Annotated in this window: 14 protein-coding genes; 6 read left to right on the top strand and 8 right to left on the bottom strand. The window is 66.6% G+C overall.

From position 1 onward, the window contains the following. Positions 1-42 precede the first annotated feature (42 nt). The 7 genes from ASE58_RS10750 to ASE58_RS10720 all read right to left on the bottom strand — a co-directional run bounded on the left by ASE58_RS10750 (position 43) and on the right by ASE58_RS10720 (position 9,297). Complete coding sequence (locus ASE58_RS10750; RefSeq protein ID WP_235513581.1) at positions 43-1,800, bottom strand: vWA domain-containing protein; 1,758 nt, start codon at positions 1,798-1,800, stop codon at positions 43-45. Between the two features lie 107 nt (positions 1,801-1,907). Further along, complete coding sequence (locus tag ASE58_RS10745; protein ID WP_235513580.1) at positions 1,908-2,444, bottom strand: RNA polymerase sigma factor; 537 nt, start codon at positions 2,442-2,444, stop codon at positions 1,908-1,910. A 168-nt stretch (positions 2,445-2,612) separates the two neighbouring features. After that, positions 2,613-3,686: a glycosyltransferase gene (locus ASE58_RS10740; RefSeq protein ID WP_055820877.1), complete on the bottom strand. Its 1,074-nt coding sequence runs from the start codon at positions 3,684-3,686 to the stop codon at positions 2,613-2,615. Next, positions 3,683-4,612 (bottom strand): galactosyltransferase-related protein, encoded by a 930-nt coding sequence (locus tag ASE58_RS10735; protein ID WP_055820874.1) that lies wholly within the window; start codon positions 4,610-4,612, stop codon positions 3,683-3,685. The genes ASE58_RS10740 and ASE58_RS10735 overlap by 4 nt, the downstream gene beginning before the upstream one ends. Beyond that, positions 4,609-5,751, bottom strand: a complete 1,143-nt coding sequence (locus ASE58_RS10730; RefSeq protein ID WP_055820871.1) for a glycosyltransferase — start codon at positions 5,749-5,751, stop codon at positions 4,609-4,611. The genes ASE58_RS10735 and ASE58_RS10730 overlap by 4 nt, the downstream gene beginning before the upstream one ends. Beyond that, entirely contained in the window at positions 5,748-7,766 is a 2,019-nt protein-coding gene (locus ASE58_RS10725) for an HAD family hydrolase (RefSeq protein ID WP_055820868.1), read from the bottom strand. Before ASE58_RS10725 ends, ASE58_RS10730 begins: the two co-directional genes overlap by 4 nt. Positions 7,767-8,172: 406 nt before the next feature. After that, positions 8,173-9,297 carry an acyltransferase family protein gene (locus ASE58_RS10720; protein WP_156347709.1) on the bottom strand — a complete coding sequence of 375 codons (1,125 nt, stop codon included), beginning with the start codon at positions 9,295-9,297 and terminating at the stop codon, positions 8,173-8,175. Positions 9,298-9,454: 157 nt separating this feature from the next. On the opposite strand from ASE58_RS10720, the gene ASE58_RS10715 reads away from it, so the two are divergent. From ASE58_RS10715 to ASE58_RS10695, 5 genes are all read left to right on the top strand, one after another. Beyond that, a complete protein-coding gene (locus ASE58_RS10715) occupies positions 9,455-10,282 on the top strand; it encodes a LytTR family DNA-binding domain-containing protein (protein WP_055820862.1) in 828 nt (275 codons plus the stop codon). A 242-nt stretch (positions 10,283-10,524) separates the two neighbouring features. Beyond that, on the top strand, positions 10,525-12,198 hold the full coding sequence (lldP, locus tag ASE58_RS10710; protein ID WP_055820859.1) for an L-lactate permease: 1,674 nt from the start codon (positions 10,525-10,527) through the stop codon (positions 12,196-12,198). Beyond that, positions 12,183-12,974: an FCD domain-containing protein gene (locus ASE58_RS10705; protein WP_235515912.1), complete on the top strand. Its 792-nt coding sequence runs from the start codon at positions 12,183-12,185 to the stop codon at positions 12,972-12,974. Before lldP ends, ASE58_RS10705 begins: the two co-directional genes overlap by 16 nt. 16 nt (positions 12,975-12,990) lie before the next feature. Next, entirely contained in the window at positions 12,991-14,124 is a 1,134-nt protein-coding gene (gene lldD / locus ASE58_RS10700) for an FMN-dependent L-lactate dehydrogenase LldD (protein ID WP_055820856.1), read from the top strand. Positions 14,125-14,174: 50 nt separating this feature from the next. Next, positions 14,175-15,605 (top strand): DcaP family trimeric outer membrane transporter, encoded by a 1,431-nt coding sequence (locus ASE58_RS10695; protein ID WP_235513578.1) that lies wholly within the window; start codon positions 14,175-14,177, stop codon positions 15,603-15,605. A 42-nt stretch (positions 15,606-15,647) separates the two neighbouring features. Here the strand turns inward: ASE58_RS10695 and ASE58_RS10690 are convergent, their stop codons facing one another. Beyond that, on the bottom strand, positions 15,648-17,873 hold the full coding sequence (locus tag ASE58_RS10690; RefSeq protein WP_235513577.1) for a glycoside hydrolase family 3 N-terminal domain-containing protein: 2,226 nt from the start codon (positions 17,871-17,873) through the stop codon (positions 15,648-15,650). Between the two features lie 170 nt (positions 17,874-18,043). On the opposite strand from ASE58_RS10690, the gene ASE58_RS10685 reads away from it, so the two are divergent. Continuing rightward, positions 18,044-20,581, top strand: a complete 2,538-nt coding sequence (locus ASE58_RS10685; RefSeq protein ID WP_082467902.1) for a TonB-dependent receptor domain-containing protein — start codon at positions 18,044-18,046, stop codon at positions 20,579-20,581. Positions 20,582-20,605: the final 24 nt, after the last annotated feature.

Genomic DNA, 20,605 nt, shown 5'->3' with positions numbered 1-20,605 from the left:
CGCTCGGCGGGTCGACCGTTGCCGATCGACCCGCCCGTGCGGCTATCGTTCGAGGGGGGTGAGGCCGGGCGCGGTCCTGGCAGCGCGGACCATCTGCACCAGTTCCGAGCGATAGCCATAGGGATCGTCGCCGCGCGCGCCGTTCACGATCGCCAGCACCCGGTCGTAATCGATCGACCCGCTATATTTCCCCCCGCGCAGCAGATCGGCGAACGCGGCGACACCGGTCGCGAACCGGGCATCGCGCGGCGCGTCGGCGAACCGGGCCACCTCCCGCGTCCGGTCGATCGGGGTCGACAGCAACTGGCTCTTCGCCGACTTCGGCAGCTTGTAGCGGATTTTCACGAAGCCATATTCGCCGGTGCCCCGTGCCGCCGCCTTCGCCGGGGCATAGCGCAGCGGGCCAGCCGTGCCGGGGCCGCCTGCGGGCACGATCTCGTACAACGCCGTCACAGACTGGCCCGATCCCACATCGCCCGCATCGACCCGATCATTGTCGAAATCCTCGCGCGCCAGCATCCGCGTCTCGTAACCGATCAGCCGATATTCGGCGACGGTCGTGGGATTGAACTCGACCTGGATCTTCACATCCTTTGCGATCGGGATCAGCGTGGCCGACGCCTCCTCGACCAGCGTCTTGCGCGCTTCGCCGATCGTGTCGATGTACGCGGCGGCGCCGTTGCCGTTCTGCGCCAGCACCTGCATCAGCGCGTCGTTATAATTTCCCATCCCGAACCCCAGCACCGACAGGAACACCCCCTTGCCGCGTTCGCGTTCGACAAAGCCCTTCAGCTCGTCGGTATTGGTGATCCCCACGTTGAAGTCGCCATCGGTCGCGAGCATCACCCGGTTGACCCCGCGCGGATCGAAATTCGCCGCGGCCAAGGCATAGGCCTGGCGGATGCCCTCCGCACCGGCCGTGCTGCCGCCTGCCGACAACCGGTCGAGCGCGGCGAGAATGCGGCCCTTGTCACTGGCCGGCGTCGGTGCCAGCACGGTGCCCGCCGACCCGGCATAGGCGACGATCGCCACCCGGTCGCGGGCATCGAGTTGTTCGACCAGCATCGCCAGCGATTGCTTGAGCAGGGGCAGCTTGTTCGGGGCCTGCATCGACCCCGACGTATCGATCAGGAAGACGAGGTTCGCGCGGGGACGTTCGGCGGGGCGGACGGCATAGCCCTTGATCCCGATGCGAACGACCTTGCGCCCCGCCGTCCACGGGCTGGGGAACACCGCAATGTCCGAGTTGAACGGCCGTGCCGCCGATGTCGGCGCAGCATAGTCATAGGGGAAGTAATTCACCATCTCCTCGGCGCGCACCGCCGCCGGCTGCGGCAGGACATTGCGGGTCAGCGAGGCGCGGACGAAACTGTAGGACGCGGTGTCCACGTCGATCGAAAAGGTCGACACCGGTTCCTGCCGCACCTGCCGGAACGGATTTTGCGCCGGCGCGACGAACCGGTCGCGACCCACCGTGGGCGGCGGGGGAAAGTACGGCTCGCGCCGCCCGACAAACCGTGCGCCGGTCACCACCACCTCGGCCGATGGCGCGTAGCTGGGCGGTGGCGTCGTGATCGACTGGATAACGACCGGGGGTGCGGACGCGGGCGATACCGGCATCGGTGCGCGCGTCGTCATGGCGTCGATGCTGGGCGCGGGCGGGGGAGGCGGCGGCGCGACGGCGGCCATGTCCTCCGACGATCGCGGCGGCGCGATGGCGGTCGACCCTTGCGGACTTGCGCAGGAGGCGAGCAGCATCGCGGTCAGGCCGATGGCGATCGGGGCAGGATAGCGGGACATGGCAGGTTCCTTCGGGCAACGGCGGAACACCATCGTCCGCCTGTACCTTCGACGCCGCTGCAGGCACATTCCTTTGGACCCTTGAAGATTTTTTCTGACGTGCGCGCTCACCCACCGTCTCCGACGCCCAGCATGCGCCGCGCCTGATGCAGCCGCCACGCAATGGTCGCTTCGGCCACGCCCAGGATTTCGGCCGCTTCGCCATGGCTCAGCTGTTGTCCGGCCACGAGGATCACGACGTCGCGATAGGCGGGTTTCAGCTTTGCGACCGCGCTGCGCACCCACATCGCGTCATGCAGGTCGCGGCCGTCGGGTGGCGGCGACAGGCCGGCCAGCACGGCGAGCCGTTCGGTCAGGCCGAGGAACGAGCGCCGCCGGCGCCGTTGATCGCGACACGCGTTGAAGACGACGCGGCACAGCCACGTCGTGAACTTCGCGTCCCCGCGAAAGCTGCCGATCCGTTCGACCAGCGTGCAGCATACGTCCTGCGCGATATCGTCGGCATCGGCCCGCGTGCCGGTCAACTGCCACGCAAGCCCGTGGATACGATCATAATGACGCCGCAGCAGCTGCTCGAACGCCGCGGCATCGCCGGCAATGGCGGCGGCGACAAGCTCCGTGTCGGATCGGTCGGCATCGCTCACGTCAGCGCCCGCCCCCGGTACCGGGTCGATCGACAGTCCTGCCCCAAGCGATCGCCCCGTTTGTCACCGCCGCGCCTTGTGCCGCAAACCGGGGGGCGCTGTCACCACCTTCCCGTACTGGATGGGCGGAGGGACGGGTTGCCGCTTGTCAGGGGTGGAGGATGTCGCTCACGCCGCCAGCCTGCCGTCGCCCGCGATAACGCTGCGGTACAGTGCCTCGCATCGGTCGAGCCAGCGGTCCTGCGTAAACAGGGCCAACACCCGCTCGCGCGGCACGGATGGTGGGATCGACAGCGCCGCGCGCATCGCCGTGGCCAGCCCTGCGACATCGCCGGGGGGTGCAAACCGGCCCGCTTCGCCCACGACTTCGCGCGCGGCGCCCATGTCGAACGCAGCGACGGGCAGGCCGCACGCCATCGCCTCCGCCGCAACAAGGCCGAACGGCTCGTCCCAGCAAGGGGTGAAGACGAACAGCGACGCGTGGCCCAGCGCCACCGCCAGTTCCTCGGCGTTGCGATGCCCGGCATAGCATATGGTCTCGCCGAGCAGCGGCGCGACCTCCGCCGCGTAATATTCGGGGTCCTCGATCACGCCGAACAAGGTCAGGGGGATGCCGGCGACACGGGCGGCCTGCGCAGCGAGGTGCGGCCCCTTGTTTGGGGTAATGCGGCCGCACCACACGGCCTCGCCATTGCCATGCGGGGTGTACCGCCAGCGCTCGATATCGATACCGTTGTGCAGTACCGACACCTCCGCCGGTGCGCCGCCCGGCCACCACGCCTCGCGCTGGCGCGCAGAGGTAACGGTCAGCCGGTGGCGCGGCGACGGACTTTCCCGCACGAACCAGTGCAGCGCATCATAGGGCGGCACATGCAGCGAGGTGACCGTCGGCACCACTGCCGTTCGCCGTTGTTCGAGCGGAAAGCGATGCAGGCTGTTGTTGTGGACCACGTCGAACCCGCCCGCCGCAATCCGATCGCACGCCGCCGCATAGCCCGCATCGAGATGGGCGATCAGCGGTGCGGAGCCGCGATGCTCGGCCCAGGGGAAGGTCTGCTCATAATGCTCGTCCAGCACCGGATCGATCACGAAGCGCGGATCGCTGTCGCCCGATGCGAACAGCACGACGTCGTGGCCGCGATCCTGCAATCCTGCCGCCAGCTGCCAGCAATGCGCCTCCATGCCGCCGGCGAAGGGCTGGGCGATCGGCTGGCGCACATGGGCGAGGATGGCGATCCTCACGCGGCCGCCGCCGTCGTGGGACCGGCGGCGGCGGCCGCCTCCAGTTGGCGGAGCACGCGTGCGGTGTTCGCATAGGGCTGGTGGCTCTGCTGGCCGGTCAGGGCGCGATCGTCCTCGTCGGGCGCGCGCAGGATGCGGATCGGCCGACCGGGCAGATCGTCGATCAACCCCATCAGGCTAAACGCCCGCAGCCAGTGTCCCATGGTACGATAGCCCCATTTCGCCTCGAACAACTGCGCGTTGCGCACGACACTGTCGAGATGATGAACCGGCGGCATATGGTGGGGGTGATACTGGTGGTAGGCGAGGCCGCCCTTGATCCACGCGATCGGCACCCCCGCCTGATCCAGCGTCTTGCCGAAATCGGTATCCTCGCCGCCATAGCCGACATAGCGGTCGTCGAACCCACCGATGCGCAGGAACGTGTCGCGCCGCATCGCGAAATTGAGCGACCAGAAGCAGCGATAATCGTTGCAGAGCTCCAGCCCCTCGGACGGCGGGCCGCGGCGATCCGAATGCCGTTCGGCGACCGCGGCGAAACCGGGATAGGACCAGTCGCCTGCCGTCGCGCCGCCGGGCAGGTACATCACCTCACCCATCAGCAGGCCGTCGAAGCTGGTGGCGAAACCGGCATATTCCGCGACCAGTTCCGGGGTCGGGATACAATCCATGTCGAGGAAGACGAGGATCTCTCCCTCCGCCGCGCCCGCCGCGACGTTGCGGGCCATCGCGAGTGGCAGCGCATCGGCCTCGATCCGGATCTGCCGGATGGGAAAGGGCGCGTGCGGCAGGTCGTAGAGCACATCCTGCATCACCGCGACGATCAGCTCGGTCGGCCGCATCGTCTGACGCGACAGCCCGCGCACGACATTGACGAGATGATCGGGGCGGCCCTTCGCCAACGTCACGACGGAAACGGAAGTCATAGGGTGGCAGGCTCCAGGGAGAGGGAATGGGGTTTTGCGATCGGCGTCCACAACCGATCGGCGAGCGCTTCGAGCCATAGCGCGGCACGTTCGGCAGGCGCGTCGTCGATCATCGCGCGCTGCCGATCAGGCCGATGGTCGCGCAAAGTCTCAGCCAGCGCCGCGGTCCAGCCATGCGCCGACGAGGGCAGATGCGGTCGAACGGTCGCGACACCGGCGGCGGCCAACGCATCGGCCTTGCGATGCTGTTCGTCGAAATAGCGCCATTCGGGCACCGCGAGCCAGGGCCGGCCGGCGGCAAGGACCTGCTGGCAGGTGGTGTTGCCGGTCGAGGAAATCACGCAGTCCGCCGCCGCGATATGGTCTGCGGCGTTGTCGACCCAGCCGCGATGCTCGACATTGGCAGGTTCGGTCGCGTGCCAGTCGCGTTGCACCTTCCCGATCGTGATCCAGCGCGCGGCCGGACATGCGCGCGCACCGACGCCGATCGGCGCCTGTGCAAAGCCATCGCCACCACCGCCCGACAGGACGAGGATCATTTCCTCGCCCGCGCCGATGCCGATCCGCTGCCGGGCGACGTCACGCTCAATCGAGCAGGTTTCGACGCCCAGGCCGCCGGCAAAGCAGGTCCGCGCCCGCAGCGATGCATCCCAATCGGGCTGGGCAAGGTCGGCGTGGAACGGGGCGAGCAGTCCCGCCGCCCCGTCATAGGCGGCGCGGTGCCCGGCATCGCCGCGATCGCCATGTTGCAGGATCTTGACGTGCGGCACCGAACAGATGCGCGCCAATTGCGCAACCTCCGCCGAAACATCGCAGATCATCAGCGCCGGATCGGCGGTATCGAACCACCCCGCCAGCACCGCCATCGCGCGACGGATGCCCGGCCAGCCGAGCGGCGCGCAATGCAGCGTCTGCGGCGTCGGCACCCAGTCCATGGTCGTCGCCTCGTCGCCCGTCGCCTCGAACAGCGAGGGCAGGCGGACGATATCGACTTGCGGGGGCAGCGCGGGGAATATGTCGTCTCGCGCGCAGAAGATCGTCATCGGCCGCGTCGGCGGCAGCGCGTGGGCGATCGCGGCGCAGCGTTCTGCATGGCCGCGACCCTGATGATGCACGAAATAGCCGAAGGGACGCATCATGCCGCCGCCGACACGTTCAGATCGGTCGAGTTTCCTGCCGCCAGTCCCAGCATGACCAGTCCCTCCAGCACGCCGCCGGCATGATGGCGCCTGACCCGCAACAGGCCTGGTCGCGGGGGCAGATGGTCCAGCTCATCCCCCGCATTGCCGACGACGATGGCATGGCCACAAGCCGCCAGCATGTCCGCATCGTTGCCGCTGTCCCCCGCCGCGAAACAATCCGCCAGCGTCAGCCCGCACCGTGCGGCATAGGCGGCGATCGCCCGGGCCTTGCCGCCGGCCGGCGCGAGCACGTCGATCAGCCGACCGTGCGAGAAGATGACGCGGGCGGACAGCCCCTCGGCCGCCAAGGCCGCGCGGATGCGGCGGGAGTCGTCAACGTTACCGTAAAAGCTGATCTTGTGGGGTCCTGCCGTCGCGGCGGGCTGCGGCGTCACGCCCAGCGGCGCGAGCGCCGCGACGACACCCGCCCGATCCCAGCCCGCGTCCAGCGTTCGCGCATAATCGGTGCAGGCGTGCCATCCCCCCAAGCCATCGGGCAGCATCAACCGGGTGCCGACATCGACGATGAAGGCGTCCGGCAGCGGCAGCCGCCAACGCTTCAGGATCATCCGTGCCGCATCGAAGCCCCGACCGGTCGCAATGACGAAGGGCAGGGGGCTGGTCCCGCGCCACGCCGCGAAGGCACGCGCACCTTCGGCACAGCCGGTCAGCGTATTGTCGATATCGCAGGCCAGCAGGCGCGGGTATGCCAGACCGGCATAGAGTGCGCGGGTCGCGGCGGCGTAGCGATGCCAGCAATATCGATCCGCGTTGGTGCGGGCTGCGGTCGCAAACGCGCGCTGACGGTCGGGATCGCCGATGATCGACCGGATCGCTTCGCCGATCGCCGCCGCGTCCTCCGGATCGACCAGCAATCCGTGGCCGATCGTCGCGACGATATCGGCCGGTCCGCCGTTGCGCGTCGCGACCACGGGCACACCCGCCGCCGCCGCCTCGACCAGCGTCAGGCCGAACGGCTCGTGCAGCGCGGGGTTGACGAAGACGCCCCCTTGCGCCGCCCGCGCATACAACGCGGCGACGTCATCGGCATCGTGATGAGGCGGCAGGGCAATCCGACCGCGCAAGCCCGGCGCGGCAGCGATCGCGTGCAACTCGTCCAGCGACGCGCGCTCTTCGCCCGAAACATGGGCGTGCTGCCCGGCAAGGATGACGAGGTTCGCCTGTGCCCGCAGCACGGGGTCGGCGGCATAGGCGTGGACAAGCGCGCTGAGGTTCTTCTTGGCAACCGGTCGCGCGATGGCGAGGATGATCGGCAGTTCCGGACGGTCGAGCCAGTCACCCAGTCGCTCGGCCAGCGTATTCGGGCCAGCCATACGGCCGCGACGTGGCACGCCGGGCGCGATAACCGTTACCCGGTCGCCGAAATCGACGCCATAGCCACCGATCTGGCGCGACGCTTCCTCGCCGGTCGACACGACGATGGCGGAGGCACCGACGATCGCGGCGCGTTCCGAGGCGATCCGGGCGTCGAGGCCGGGACACTCGATCCGCTGCGTCCGCTTGTCGATGCCAAGGGCATGCGGGGTGTAGACGAAGGGAATGCCGAACCGGCGCTGTGCCGCCATTGCAACCGCAGCGGCGTCGGCGAAGTGCGCGTGGATCACGTCCGGCAACCGGTCCATCCGCGTCAGCATGTCGCAGAAAGCATCGATGAGCGCGGGCAGTTCGGCGGCGAGCGCCTCCTTTTCCAGATAGCGCCGATCTGACGTGGCGAGGCGGCGGATGCTCACCTTGGGCGCGACCGCTTCCTCGATCTGCGCATGAACTGGATCGAGCCGCGTATCCGCGAACGCGCGGGTGACGATCAGCACCTTATCGACGTCAGGCCGCAACGCCTGATGCGTCGCCGCATCGAGGACATAGGCGATATGCCCACCGGTATCCGCCGTCACACCGAAACGCACTGGGGGTGCCTTCAGGCAACCGCCGAGCGCCAAATGAATGATAATCACGCCCGCCCCTTTTGCTTCTCGGGCCTCAACGTGGATTTTATATAATTGTATCCGAGGATTTTATTTTAAATCTTCAGCTTGTCAGGATTTCGTTTCATCACGAGTTGTAACAATAACATGGATCAGTAATTGTCTATTTTCCGATGATATTGCGCATCGTCGGACTTAAAATATTATCCCTTATCAGATTTCTTCCGCGATGTGCGCGATTGTAGAATGTGAGAAGATGCCCGGAACCCAGTTCAAAGCTCAAAGCCGGAATCGTGGCGATATGGTTCATGCTAAGCGAAGGGGCGGAAGAACGACCGGTTTTGGCTGATGGGCGGGCAGATTGAGCGGCTGCGGTCGTTCTCGCGGAAAGGCCACTGGAAGTGTCGGCCGGATCAGCGGCGGGCGCTACGCGGTATCATCGAGCGTTGCTGCCCCGGCGGCTGAGGCCGATCGCCGGCCGCAGCCAACCGACCCGCCTGCCTACCAAGTAAAAGGCCCAGCACCCCAGTATCGTCACCACGAGCAGAATGACAAAACGGGCAAGGGGGCCGGTTGCCGTGAACAGCAGGGCATAGCCGGCCACGACGATGATCGTCTGGTGGATCAGATAGAAGGGGAACACCGCCTCGGCCAGCATGGGACGCCAGCGATGGTCGATGTTGGCGAAGCGGTCAGCCATGCCGATCAGCGCGATGATCGCGCACCAGCTCTCGACCGCACGGGCAATCTGGAACGACGTCCACGCCCATTCCGGTGCGACCGTGTTGCCCGGCCACAGCAGTTCGGTGCCTGCCAGCACCAGCCAACCACCAAGGGCGGCCACGGACGCCACAGGCCACCAGCGACCGATCGCAGGCAGCAACCTGTCCGACCACCGCAGCGCCGCGCCGAACAGGAATGCGGGCAGGTACGTGGCATGGGCGCTCCAGTCGCCGACCAGTGCGTGGTTTTCTTCCCACCCGGTGCCGATGCTGCGCGCGGCATACACCCATATGATACCCGCCGGGAGCAGCAGTGGCCCCGCGAGCATTCGCTCGGCCACACGGAGGCAGGCGCGGCGCCAACGGATCGGCAGCGAAAGCAGGCCGACGAGCAAGACCGTGTAGACCAGCAGATAGACGACGAACCAGAGGTGCATCCAGGTCGGCATCGCGACCCCGTCGATCTTCTGGAACCGGTAATAGTCGTGGACGACGAAGTAGCCGAAGCCATGACCATAGTCGAAGTGCGTGACCAGCCACACCCAGGGCTGCGGCACCACGACGACGGCCATGCCGAACATCAGCGGGATGCCCAGCCGCGCCATCCGTGACCGTAGGAAACCGGCCCCGCCACCCTGCTTGGCGTACAGGGCCGCGCTGGCGTAGCCGGACACGACGAACAGCAGCGACAGTCGCCACGGGTTCAACAGGAACATCGGGATCGTCGCCCACGCAATGCCGGGCGTCACCAGCTTCACCTGATAGTCCCACGGCACGAATGCCATGCCGACATGGTATAGAATGAGGAGCTGGAACGCGCCGATGCGTAGCCAGTCCATCCCGTAATGCCGCCCCGTCATATGCCTGCCGTCCTCCTGCTATCGATGCAGCGGCGGCTAGCGAAACCACCGGCGCTTCGGTAAGTGCGCCGGGGTAAGGCGTGGGGCGGCAGGGACGGTGGTGACGGAGGCCGGGGCGAACGGCGGGTGGACAGGGATGAGCGGCGGGCAGCGAAAACTGGCCGCGGTGCTGCTCGCCGGCTTCCTGTTGATCTGGGGCGTGGTGACCATCGGCAACGCCGAATCCACGATCAGCGATCTGGCGGCGGCAGGGGTGCGCGAAACGCGCACGCACGTCTGGATCTGGGAACTCAGCAGCGTCGTCGCCTGGTTGAGCATCATGCCGCTGATCTGGTGGTGCGTCGTGCGGGTCCGCCCCCCTCGCATGGGCTGGCCGGTGGCGGCGTTCATCTTTCTGCTGGGGTTGCCAGTCGCGTCTGCGTGGCATGTTGCCCTGATGATCGCCCTGCGCCACCTCGCCTATTGCGCGATGGGGGAGGGGTATCATTTCGCTGGCAGCATCGCCCATCCGTATCTCTACGAACTCCGCAAGGATGCGGCGACGTACCTGCAGTTTACTGGACTGGCGGCATTGGCCCAGTGGCTGCTTGCCCATGGCGATCCGCTGCCGAGGGGCGAACCGAACCCGACAGCAACGCCCCTCAATCGGCAAACCATCACCATCGTCGATGGCACGACGCGGCACCTGCTGCCGATTGGCGCCATCGACCACATTTGTGCGGCGGGCAATTATGTGGAGGTGCATGCGGAAGGCCGGGTATTGCTGCACCGTGCGACGCTGACCGGCGTCGAGACCGAATTGGGGGAGGCCTTCGCGCGTATCCACCGCAGCCGCCTCGTCCGTCGCGACGCCATCCGCAGCGTTCAAACCGATCGCAGCGGCGACTTCGCTGTGAGTCTGGTCGATGGGACGGTGCTGTCCGGAAGCCGCCGCTACCGCGATCAGCTGACCAGAAGCGAATAGTTCGCGTTATCTATTTCGCTCCACGCTGGATCATCGATACGAACGCTAGCCACATCCCTACCGCGGACGCATCTCGTCCCCTTCGAACGCCTGCGCCATCCAAAGTAGCGGGTTCATGCGGATATCTGGTCATACCAGAAAACACGAGTCCGCGTAACAGATAGTTGACCACCCACCAAAATGCGCGGATTTTAGTCCTTAGGATACATATATGGTACTACCAGAATCTAGGGAGAGGTGCCGTGGCAGTTTGGGCGCAGAATTACGACCCTCTGGGCAATATCTGGTTGTCCAGTCTGGTCGCAGCTATTCCGATCATTTTCTTCTTTCTGGCGCTGACGGTCTTCCGCCTGAAAGGATATGTCGTCGGCACCATCACCGTTGCATTGACCTTGGCGGTCGCGATCGGGCTGTACGGCATGCCGATCAACAGCGCGCTGGCCGCTGGCGTGTTCGGGTTTTTCTACGGACTGTGGCCGATCGCGTGGATCATCCTCGGCGCGGTGTTCCTGTATAAGATCGCGGTCGCCACGGGCGCGTTCGATATCATCCGCCAGTCGATCCTGACCGTGACCGAGGACCAGCGGCTGCAACTGCTGCTGGTCGGCTTTGCCTTCGGCGCGTTTCTGGAAGGGGCGGCGGGGTTCGGTGCCCCGGTTGCCATCACCTCGGCGTTGCTGGTCGGACTGGGTTTTCGGCCGCTCTACGCCGCCGGGCTGTGCCTGATCGCGAATACCGCGCCGGTGGCGTTCGGTGCGATGGGTATCCCGATCATCGTCGCCGGCCAAGTAACCGGCATCGATCCGTTCCTGATCGGACAGATGGCGGGGCGGCAGCTCCCGCTGTTGTCGATCATCGTTCCGTTCTGGCTGATCCTCATCATGGACGGCCCGCGCGGTGTCCGGGAAACGTGGCCTGCGATCGTGGTTGCGGGCGGTTCGTTCGCGATCGTCCAGTTCCTGACCGCACAGTTCATCGGCCCCGAATTGCCTGACATCACCGCCGCGCTCGCCACGCTAATCGCGCTGCCGGTGTTTCTTCGCTTCTGGCAGCCCAAGCGCATCTTCCGCTTTGACGCGGCCGAAGTCGCCGCCGACGGCGCGGTGCCGGTCGCACCGGTGACGGCGCAAACCGTACGTCACACGCCGGCAAAGATCGCATGGGCATGGTCGCCGTTCCTGATCCTGACGGTGTTTGTCACGCTGTGGAGCATCGCACCGGTCAAGGCACTGTTCGCCGCCGACGGCCCGCTCGCGCACCTCGTCTTCAAACTGCACGTGCCGTTCCTCGACAAGCTGGTGGCCAAGGTGCCGCCGATCGTGAAGCAGGTCACGCCGTACGAAGCGGTCTATAAATTCGACTGGCTTTCGGCGACCGGCACCGCGATCATGCTGGCGGCGATCGTCACCATCGCCTTCCTGCGGATGAAACCGGCCGATGCGGCGCGCACCTTCGTCGAAACGCTCAAAAGCCTCATGATCCCGATCTATTCGATTGGCATGGTCCTCGCCTTTGCCTTCCTCGCCAATTATTCCGGATTATCGGCGACGCTGGCACTGGCGCTGGCGCATACCGGATCGGCATTCACCTTCTTCTCGCCGTTCCTCGGGTGGCTGGGCGTGTTCCTGACCGGCTCGGATACCTCGGCGAATGCGTTGTTCGCGGCACTCCAGGCCAATACGGCGCACCAGATCGGGGTCAGCGAGGTGCTGCTGGTCGCGGTCAATACCACCGGCGGCGTCACCGGCAAGATGATCTCGCCACAATCGATCGCGATCGCCTGCGCCGCGGTCGGGCTGGTGGGCAAGGAGTCCGACCTGTTCCGCTTCACCGTCCGCAACAGCCTGCCGCTGTGCGCACTGGTCGGGATCATTACCACGATCCAGGCCTATCTCGTCCCGTGGATGATCCCGTGAGCGCGGTCGTGAACGCAGCGCCCAGCGTGTCGGGCCGGGCCGAGGCAGCGATCGAGGCATTGATTGCCGAACGTAAACTGTTGCCGGGCGCGCGGCTTCCCTCCGAACGCGCGCTGGCCGACACGCTGGGCGTATCGCGCAACATCCTGCGCGAGGCGATGAGCCGGTTGGTATCGCAGGGGCGGATCATCATCCGCCCGCGCGCCGGCGCGATCCTCGCCGAACCGTCGGCGCAGTGGACGCAGGCGATGATCGCCGAACCGCTCGCCCCGCTGGTCGAGGGGAACTCGGGCTACGGCCATGACATCTTCGAAGTGCGCGAATCGCTGGACGGAACCGCCGCCTATCACGCCGCACGCCGGGCGGACGCGGTCGACAAGGACCGTATCCGTCGCCGGTTCGATGCGATGGAGAAGCTGCACGCGGCCGGCGATGTCGTCGCCGAGGCGCATGCCGACGCCGCGTTTCACCTCGCCATCGCCCATGCCTCGCGCAACGCGGTGTTGACCCATGTCATGTCGAGCCTGTTCGGGCTGCTGCACACCAGCATTTCGCAGAGCCGTGAAAAGATCTACGCGGTGCCGCGCACGTTCGAGGCGCTGTCGGCGCAGCACCGCGCGATCATGGAACGGATCGTTGCGGGCGATGCCGACGGCGCGCGCGATGCGGCCGACGTCCATCTCGAATTCGTGCGCACCACGGTTCGGCAGGTCGAAGACGACCTGGCTCGCACCGAACGCGCCGCCGCCGCACGCAGCGCCGGCCCCTCGCTTTAGATCCGGGAACGATCCGATGATTATCTCCGCCACCACCGACTATCGCGAAGCGGCGCGGCGTCGCCTGCCGCCGTTCCTGTTCCACTATATCGACGGCGGGGCCTATGCCGAGCATACGCTTCGCCGCAACGTATCGGACCTGTCCGACGTGGCGTTGCGTCAGCGGGTGCTGTGCGACGTTGCCGATATCGATCTGTCGACCACGCTGTTCGGCCAGTTGCTCGGCATGCCCGTCGTGCTGGCCCCGGTTGGGCTAACCGGCATGTATGCCCGACGCGGCGAGGTGCAGGCGGCACGCGCGGCGGCGGCCAAGCAGGTGCCCTTCACCCTGTCCACCGTCTCGGTCTGCGCGATCGACGAGGTGCAGCGCCAGTCGAGCGCGCCGATCTGGTTCCAGCTTTATGTGCTGAAGGATCGCGGCTTCATGCGCGACGCGCTGGAGCGTGCGCAGGCAGCGGGTGTCGAGACACTCGTGTTTACGGTCGACATGCCGGTGCCGGGCGCGCGGTATCGCGATGCACATTCGGGTATGTCCGGCCCCCATGCCGCGTGGCGGCGGATGTTGCAGGCGGTTACCCATCCGCGCTGGGCATGGGATGTCGGCATCCACGGGCGGCCGCACGATCTGGGCAACATCTCGGCCTATCGCGGGGCCGCCACCGGGCTTGCCGACTATATCGGGTGGCTCGGCGCGAATTTCGATCCGGGGATCAGCTGGCGCGATCTGCAATGGATCCGCGATTTCTGGAAGGGATCGATCGTCATCAAGGGCATTCTCGATGTCGAGGATGCGCGCGAGGCGGTGCGCTTCGGCGCGCAGGGCATCGTCGTGTCGAACCATGGCGGGCGTCAGCTGGATGGCGTGCTGTCATCGGCACGCGCGCTGCCGACCATCGCCGACGCGGTGAAGGGGCAGGTGACGATCCTTGCCGACTCCGGCGTCCGTTCGGGGCTGGATGTCGTGCGGATGCTGGCGCTTGGCGCTGACGCCGCGATGCTCGGCCGCGCCTTCATCTATGCGCTGGCAGCCGACGGGCAGGCGGGGGTCGCCAACCTCCTCGAACTGTTCGACCGGGAGATGCGGGTCGCGATGGCGCTGACCGGCGTGCGGACGATCGCAGACATCGATTCGACCATCATCGCGCGCTGACGCGGACCGCACCGGCGCGGACGCTGGACCATCAGGATAGGGGATACAGGATGCCGCATTTCAGGCAGCGGACGACCCGCGCCGTCTTGCTTTCGGGGCTGATGCTGGCGGGCACGGCGCCCGCCGCTGCGCAGACCGCCGCAGATTATCAGGCGCTGCGCAACAAGGTGGACGAGTTGCAGCGCCAGCTCGACACGGTGCAACGCGCGCTGGCGGCGGCGGCACCGATAATGGTGGCCACCGCATCGCCCCCGGCCGCCGCCGCACCGGCACCGCAAGCCGCGCATGACCCGCTGCCCCGCCCGGCAGGTGCGCCCCCGGTTACTGCACAGGGAGGACCATCGACGCTGCCGGCGGGCTATGGCTTCCGCATCGGCGAAACCAGCTTTCGCATCAGCGGCTTTATCAAGGGCGATCTGATCTTCAGCCGCTATGGCGACGGCGACACCGCAACCAATCCGTTGGGGCGCGAACTGTCGCTGCCGCAATCGATACCGGTCGGCGGGCGGCGATCAGGCATACTCGCCGATGCGTCGGCCAAACAGTCGCGGATCGCGTTCCAGACGGCGACACCGGTCGGCAATACCACGCTGACGACGCTGATCGAGGCCGATTTCCAGGTTGCTCCGGCGGTATCCGGCGGCGAGCGTGCGCTCAACCCATATACCTTCGGGCTGCGCCGCGCGGTCGCAGGCTATGGCGGGTTTGCCGTCGGCCAGGATTGGAGCAACTTCCAATATGTCGCGGCACTGCCGGAGACCGCCGATTTCGTCGGCGTCACCGACGGTACCGTATTGGTCCGCCAGATGCTGCTGCGCTACAGCCGCCCGATCGGCAGCGGGTGGACCGTATCGGCCTCGATCGAAAATCCGGAAACCGTCTCGGCGATGGCCGGCGCGCCTGCGTTGTCGGACAATGACGACGACAGTCTCCCCGACCTGACCGGGCAATTGCTGTGGTCGGCAAAGGGGGCCAGCCTGTCCCTGGCTGGACTGTTGCGCTCGATGCGGGTCGATCCGGCGAACGGTCGCTCGGCGGCCACTGCGCGCGGCTATGGCGTGTCGCTGGCCGGTATCGCGCCGCTGCCCACCGGCAAGGGTGATGATGTCCGGTTCATGATGACCGGGGGGCACGGGATCGGACGCTATGTCGGCGCGAACGTCGCGCCGGACGCGATCTACGATCCGGCGGAGGACCGTCTGTTGCCGGTATCGCTTCTCGCCGGGTTCGTTGGTGTGCGCCATTACTGGACCGGCACGTTGCGCAGCACCTGGATGGGGTCGTTCCAGCGGATCTGGAGCCCGGCATCCGCATCGGCGCTGTCGACACGACAGGTGTGGGACACCGCGATCAACCTGTTCGTATCGCCGCTGCCACGCCTCGACATCGGGGTCGAGGCCCGCCTGTCGCACCGTGAGCTAATCAACGGCTCTACGGGTACGCTCGATCGGCTGCATTTCACCGTCAAACAGGGCTTTTGATGGGCTGATCGGCGAGGGGGTCGAAGGGCAGCGCCAAAGGCTTCAGCGGACTTCGAAGCTGCCGGCGATCTCGGTTTCGTAACCGGCGCTGACCCAGCAGTCGAACGCGCCGGGTTCGATCTGCCACGTCCCGTCACTCGCGATCAAAGCCAGTGCGTCGCCGGCGATCGTCAGTACTACGCGTGCCTCGGCCCCTGCTGGCAGGGTGACATGCGTAAAGGTCTTCATCTGCCGTATCGGCCGCGTCCTGCTCGCCACGCGATCATGGACGTCGACACGGACCAGCGCGGTTCCGCCTCGCGTGCCGACATTGCGCACGAGGACCGATACCGGGACCGCTTTACCGGCCGCGACCGTCGGTGGCAGTAGCAATGCCGACAAGGCGAAGCGCGTATAGCCCATGCCCGCCCCGAATGGGTACAGCGCCCGGTCGGGCGCATCGCGCCAGTGGCTGCGCCCCGCCGTCATGGGATCACTGTCGGGCGCCGGCCGACCGGTACTGCGACGGTCGTAGGACCAGGGTTGCTGGCCTGGGGCCATTGGGAAGCTGACTGGCAGCCGCCCGGTGGGTTCGAGCACGCCGAACAGGATGTCGGCGACAGCCGGCCCGGTCTGTTCGCCCAGAAACCAGGTCGCCAGCAACGCCGGTGCGTCTCGAACCGCGCCGCTGAGCGCCAGCGCCCGGCCGTGACGCAGCAGCACGACGATCGGCTTGCCGGTAGTCGCCAGCGCCTCTGCCAATGCCTGTTGTGCGGCCGGGATGGTGATATCGACGCGGCTATTGCCTTCGCCCGACATGTCGGCGCCTTCGCCGATCGCGAGCAGGACGATATCGGCCGCCCGCGCGGCGGCCACCGCGCGGGCGATCCCGCCCGGCAGCGCGTCGCTGATGCCGCTGCCCGGCTCGACGACCAGCAATGCCGGATCGTCCATCATCGCCCGCAATCCGGTCGCGAGGTCGATACCATCTCCCGCCTTGCCCGCGAACGACCATGGCCCGTTCAGGTTGGCGCGATCCGCGCCGAACGGGCCGATCAGCGCCAGTCGCTTGCCATGGCGGGGCAGCGGCAGCAGGTCGCCATCGTTGCGGAGCAACACGATCGATTTGCTCGCGACCTCACGCGCAATCGCGCGGATCGCCTTGCTCCCGGTTTCGCGCCGTTCGGCCCGCGCGTCGATCGAGCGGAACGGATTGTCGAACAGCCCCAGCCGCTCCTTCAGCGTCAGTACCCGCCGCACCGCCTGATCGACCGCCGCGATCGGCACCCGCCCGTTTTCGACCAGCGTCGGCAGGTGGCGGACGTACAGCCCGCTCTGCATCGACATGTCGATCCCGGCGAGCATGGCGAGCCGCGCTGCATCGGCCTCGTCCGCGGCGATGCCGTGCGCGATCAATTCGCGGTCGGCGTCGTAATCGGACACGCATACCCCGTCGAAGCGCAGGTCGCCGCGCAACAGGTCGGTCAGTAGCCCCCGGTTGGCGCTGACCGGCACCCCGCCGAAATCAGTGAACGACGCCATCGTCGCGCCGGCCCCGGCGGCAAAGGCGGCGGCGAACGGCGGCACGAACGTCTCGCGCAGTTCGGCCATGCTCATGTCGACTGCGGCATATTCCATGCCGCCCCGTACCGCGCCATAGCCGACGAAATGCTTCGGGGTGGCCAGCAAGGCATCGGGCCGCGTCAGGTCGGGCCCCTGAAATCCCTCGACCCGTGCCTTGGCCAGGAGGCAATTGAGCAGCACATCCTCGCCGGCGCCCTCCGCCACCCGGCCCCAGCGCTGGTCACGGGCGACATCGACCATCGGTGCAAAGGTCCAGTGGATGCCGCCGGCCGCCGTCTCGCGCGCGATCGCCCGAGCCGCGCGCCGCGACAGGGCGGGATCGAACGCCGCCGCCTCCGCCAGCGGGATCGGAAAGATCGTGCGACACCCGTGGAGCACGTCGGCGGCGAAGGCGAGGGGGATACGCAGCCGGCTAGCCAGTGCCGCCTCCTGCGCGCGCCTGGCGCCCGCCGTGCCATAGCCGTTGAACAACATGCCGACCCGCCCGGCGCGTATATCGGCCAGCATCGCCGCCGCGCCGCGCGGATCGACAACGGGATTGAAGACGGCGCCGACCGGACGGACCTCGTCGTTGAAACAGCTGAGCTGCCCGGCCTTTTCGGCCAGGGTCATCTGCCGGATCAGCGCCTCGATCCGCGGCGAGGCGGCGCGGGCCGGGCGGGGCATCAGCACGGCGGCAGCGGTCAGCAGCGACGTTCGCAACACGTCCCGGCGACTTGGCCGGACCCGCCCGGTCCATTGTTGCGCAACCGCCACAGCGCGATCCTATTACATCGTGTTTGTTATACCATGATTGCCGCCTTTCGGCCGGAGGTCTAGATGTAACCGGTCCCAACGATGGCGGGACCAACGAATTCCACAGGTGGGAGAGGATCATGCTGACATTCAATCGCAACGCCGCGCGTGCGGCGCTGCTGGCAAGTGCGGCACTGTTGCCGACTGCTGCCTGGGCGCAGACGCCGCCGGCCGATCCGGCCACGGCACCGGCCGGAGCCGCCACGGCGGATGACGACCAGGACGTCATCGTCGTCACCGGCACGACCTCGCGCGATCGTCCGCTCATCACCGCTTCGGCCGACATCACGCTGGCCGACCGTGCCGACATCGACCGGCGCGCGCCGCGATCGACCGCCGACATGCTCGAACTGGTCCCCGGCATCTTCGTCGAAGCGACGGCGGGACAGGTTTCGAACAACTATTCGGTGCGCGGCCTGCAGGGCGGCGGCCAGCGCTTCGTCCAGCTGGAAGAGGACGGGATGCCGATCCTCTATGGCGGCGGCGGTGCCGACTTCTTCTTCGACCAGGACCTGACCATCGACCGGCTGGAAGCGGTGAAGGGCGGTTCGTCGGGCGTGCTGACCGTGAACGGGGCGGGCGCGACGATCAACTTCATCTCGAAACGCCCAAACTTCAAGGAAGCCGAAGCAGCGGCACGCGTCACCGCCTATAACTACGGTATGAAGCGCGGCGATTTCTATTATTCGCAGCCGCTTAGCGAAAAGTTGGCCTTCAACGTCGGCGGCTATGTCCAGTCCAGCCCCGGCGTGCGCGAGAACCCCTTCGACTATGCCGGCTGGCGGTTGAAGGGGATGCTGGAATATCGCTTCGACGGCGGCGGCTATGCGCGGCTGTCGGCGAAGGGCGGCGATGTCGAAAACGCCTATTACGCGACGATGCCGTACCGCCTCGACGGGGGCAAGGTGCGCGGTATTCCGGGGCTGGACACGCAGGATGGCAATGTCGGCGGCGATGCCTTTGCCAATATCGCGGTGCCGGTATCGACCTTCGCCCATCCCAGCGGCTTCCGCGAATTCCGCTACCGCGACGGGATCAAGGCGAAGACCACACAGGTCCGCTTCGACATCGAAAAGCCGGTGGGGGAGACGGTCGACCTGTTCGCCCATGTCCGATACCTGAAATACTCCTATGATTTCAACGGCCTGTTCCCTGGATCGGGTACGGGCAATGCGGGGCTGACCAGTGCGCAGAATTATCTGACGCCGGGCGCGACCTCACCGATCAACGACCTGCTGACGCTCGGCCGTGCCGCCTATCCGGCGGCGACGCGTTTCGGGATCAAGAACCTGCGAACCGGCGTCGTGCTGGGATCGAACCAGACCGCACAGCTCGCCGCGCTGGCGGGCAATGGCTTCCTCCAGCGCACCACGCTCAACCACGATTATATCGATGGCCGCGATTTCGGCGCGAATGTCGGCGGGCGCTGGGAATATGAGAACGACCGGTTCAAGAACTCGCTGACCGCGGGCGTCATGTATTACAACGTGATCCGCAAGCAGGACCAGTCGGCGACGGCCAGCCTGGTCAACGATGTGAAGACCAACAGCGACGTGTACGACATCGTTGCACTCGACGGTAACAACCAGGTCATCGGCACGCTGTCGGACAACGGCCTCGTCTCCTATGGCGACTGGGGTGCCGGCATTCGCGAGCGGCGCGATTCGGCCGTTTCGCTGTACGTGAACGACGAAGTGGCGTTCGGAGACCTGCGCCTCGACGGCGGCGTTCGTTGGGAAAGCGACGATGCGACCGCGCTCGACGGCAATCAGCTGGCGGTAAACCAGGCGGTGCAGCCGGGCGTCGGCGGCGTGGTCCGCACCGTTGGGTCCGGCTTCGATGGCACGTTCTCGACCCGGCAGCGGACGCGGCGCAAGGCATCGTACACCGTCGGTGCGAGCTATCTCATCACGCCGAACTTCTCGGTCTATGCCCGCTATGCCAACGGGTTCCAGACGAACAATGTCGACCCGATCACCACGATCGAGCTGTACGAGGCCGGCGTCCGGTACGAATATGGGCGGGTTTTCTCCGGGTCGGCGACCGTCTTCCGCACCAATTTCGACAACCAGAACTATAATTTCGCCAATCCCAACAACCCCTCCCAGCAGCAGAACCTGAACGCCGACCTGCGCACCAAGGGTATCGAGATCGATTTCGTGGTGCGGCCGACGAACTGGTTCTCGGTCGATTTCCAGGGGGTGTTCCAGGACCCGAAGCTGCTCAACCTCGAACTGGACGGCGTCGATCAGGGGGCGGCATTCGAAGGCAACCGGCCCGAGCGCACGCCCGCACGGCTGTTCACGGTCATGCCGACGCTCACGCTGCCCGATGGGCGGGGTGAGGTCTATGCCCGCTATAAGTATGTCGGCAAGATCTTTGCCGACAACGGCAACGGCATCGCGCTGCCCAGCTACGGCGTGACCGGGATCGGCGTGAACCTGAACCTGACCGAGCGGGTGCAGCTGAACCTGAATGCCGACAATGTGTTCGACGTCGTGGGCCTGACCGAAGGGAACCCGCGGCAGGGGCAGACGCAGGCGATCACCGATGGGTATTTCTATGCCCGCGGCATCGTCGGCCCGACCTATGGCGGGTCGCTGACGTTCCGGTTCTGAACGTCCGGGGTGCCGTGTCCACGG

The organism is Sphingomonas sp. Leaf9 (genome assembly GCF_001421355.1).
Classification (GTDB): domain Bacteria; phylum Pseudomonadota; class Alphaproteobacteria; order Sphingomonadales; family Sphingomonadaceae; genus Sphingomonas.
This window is presented reverse-complemented; position numbering and strand designations above follow the sequence as displayed.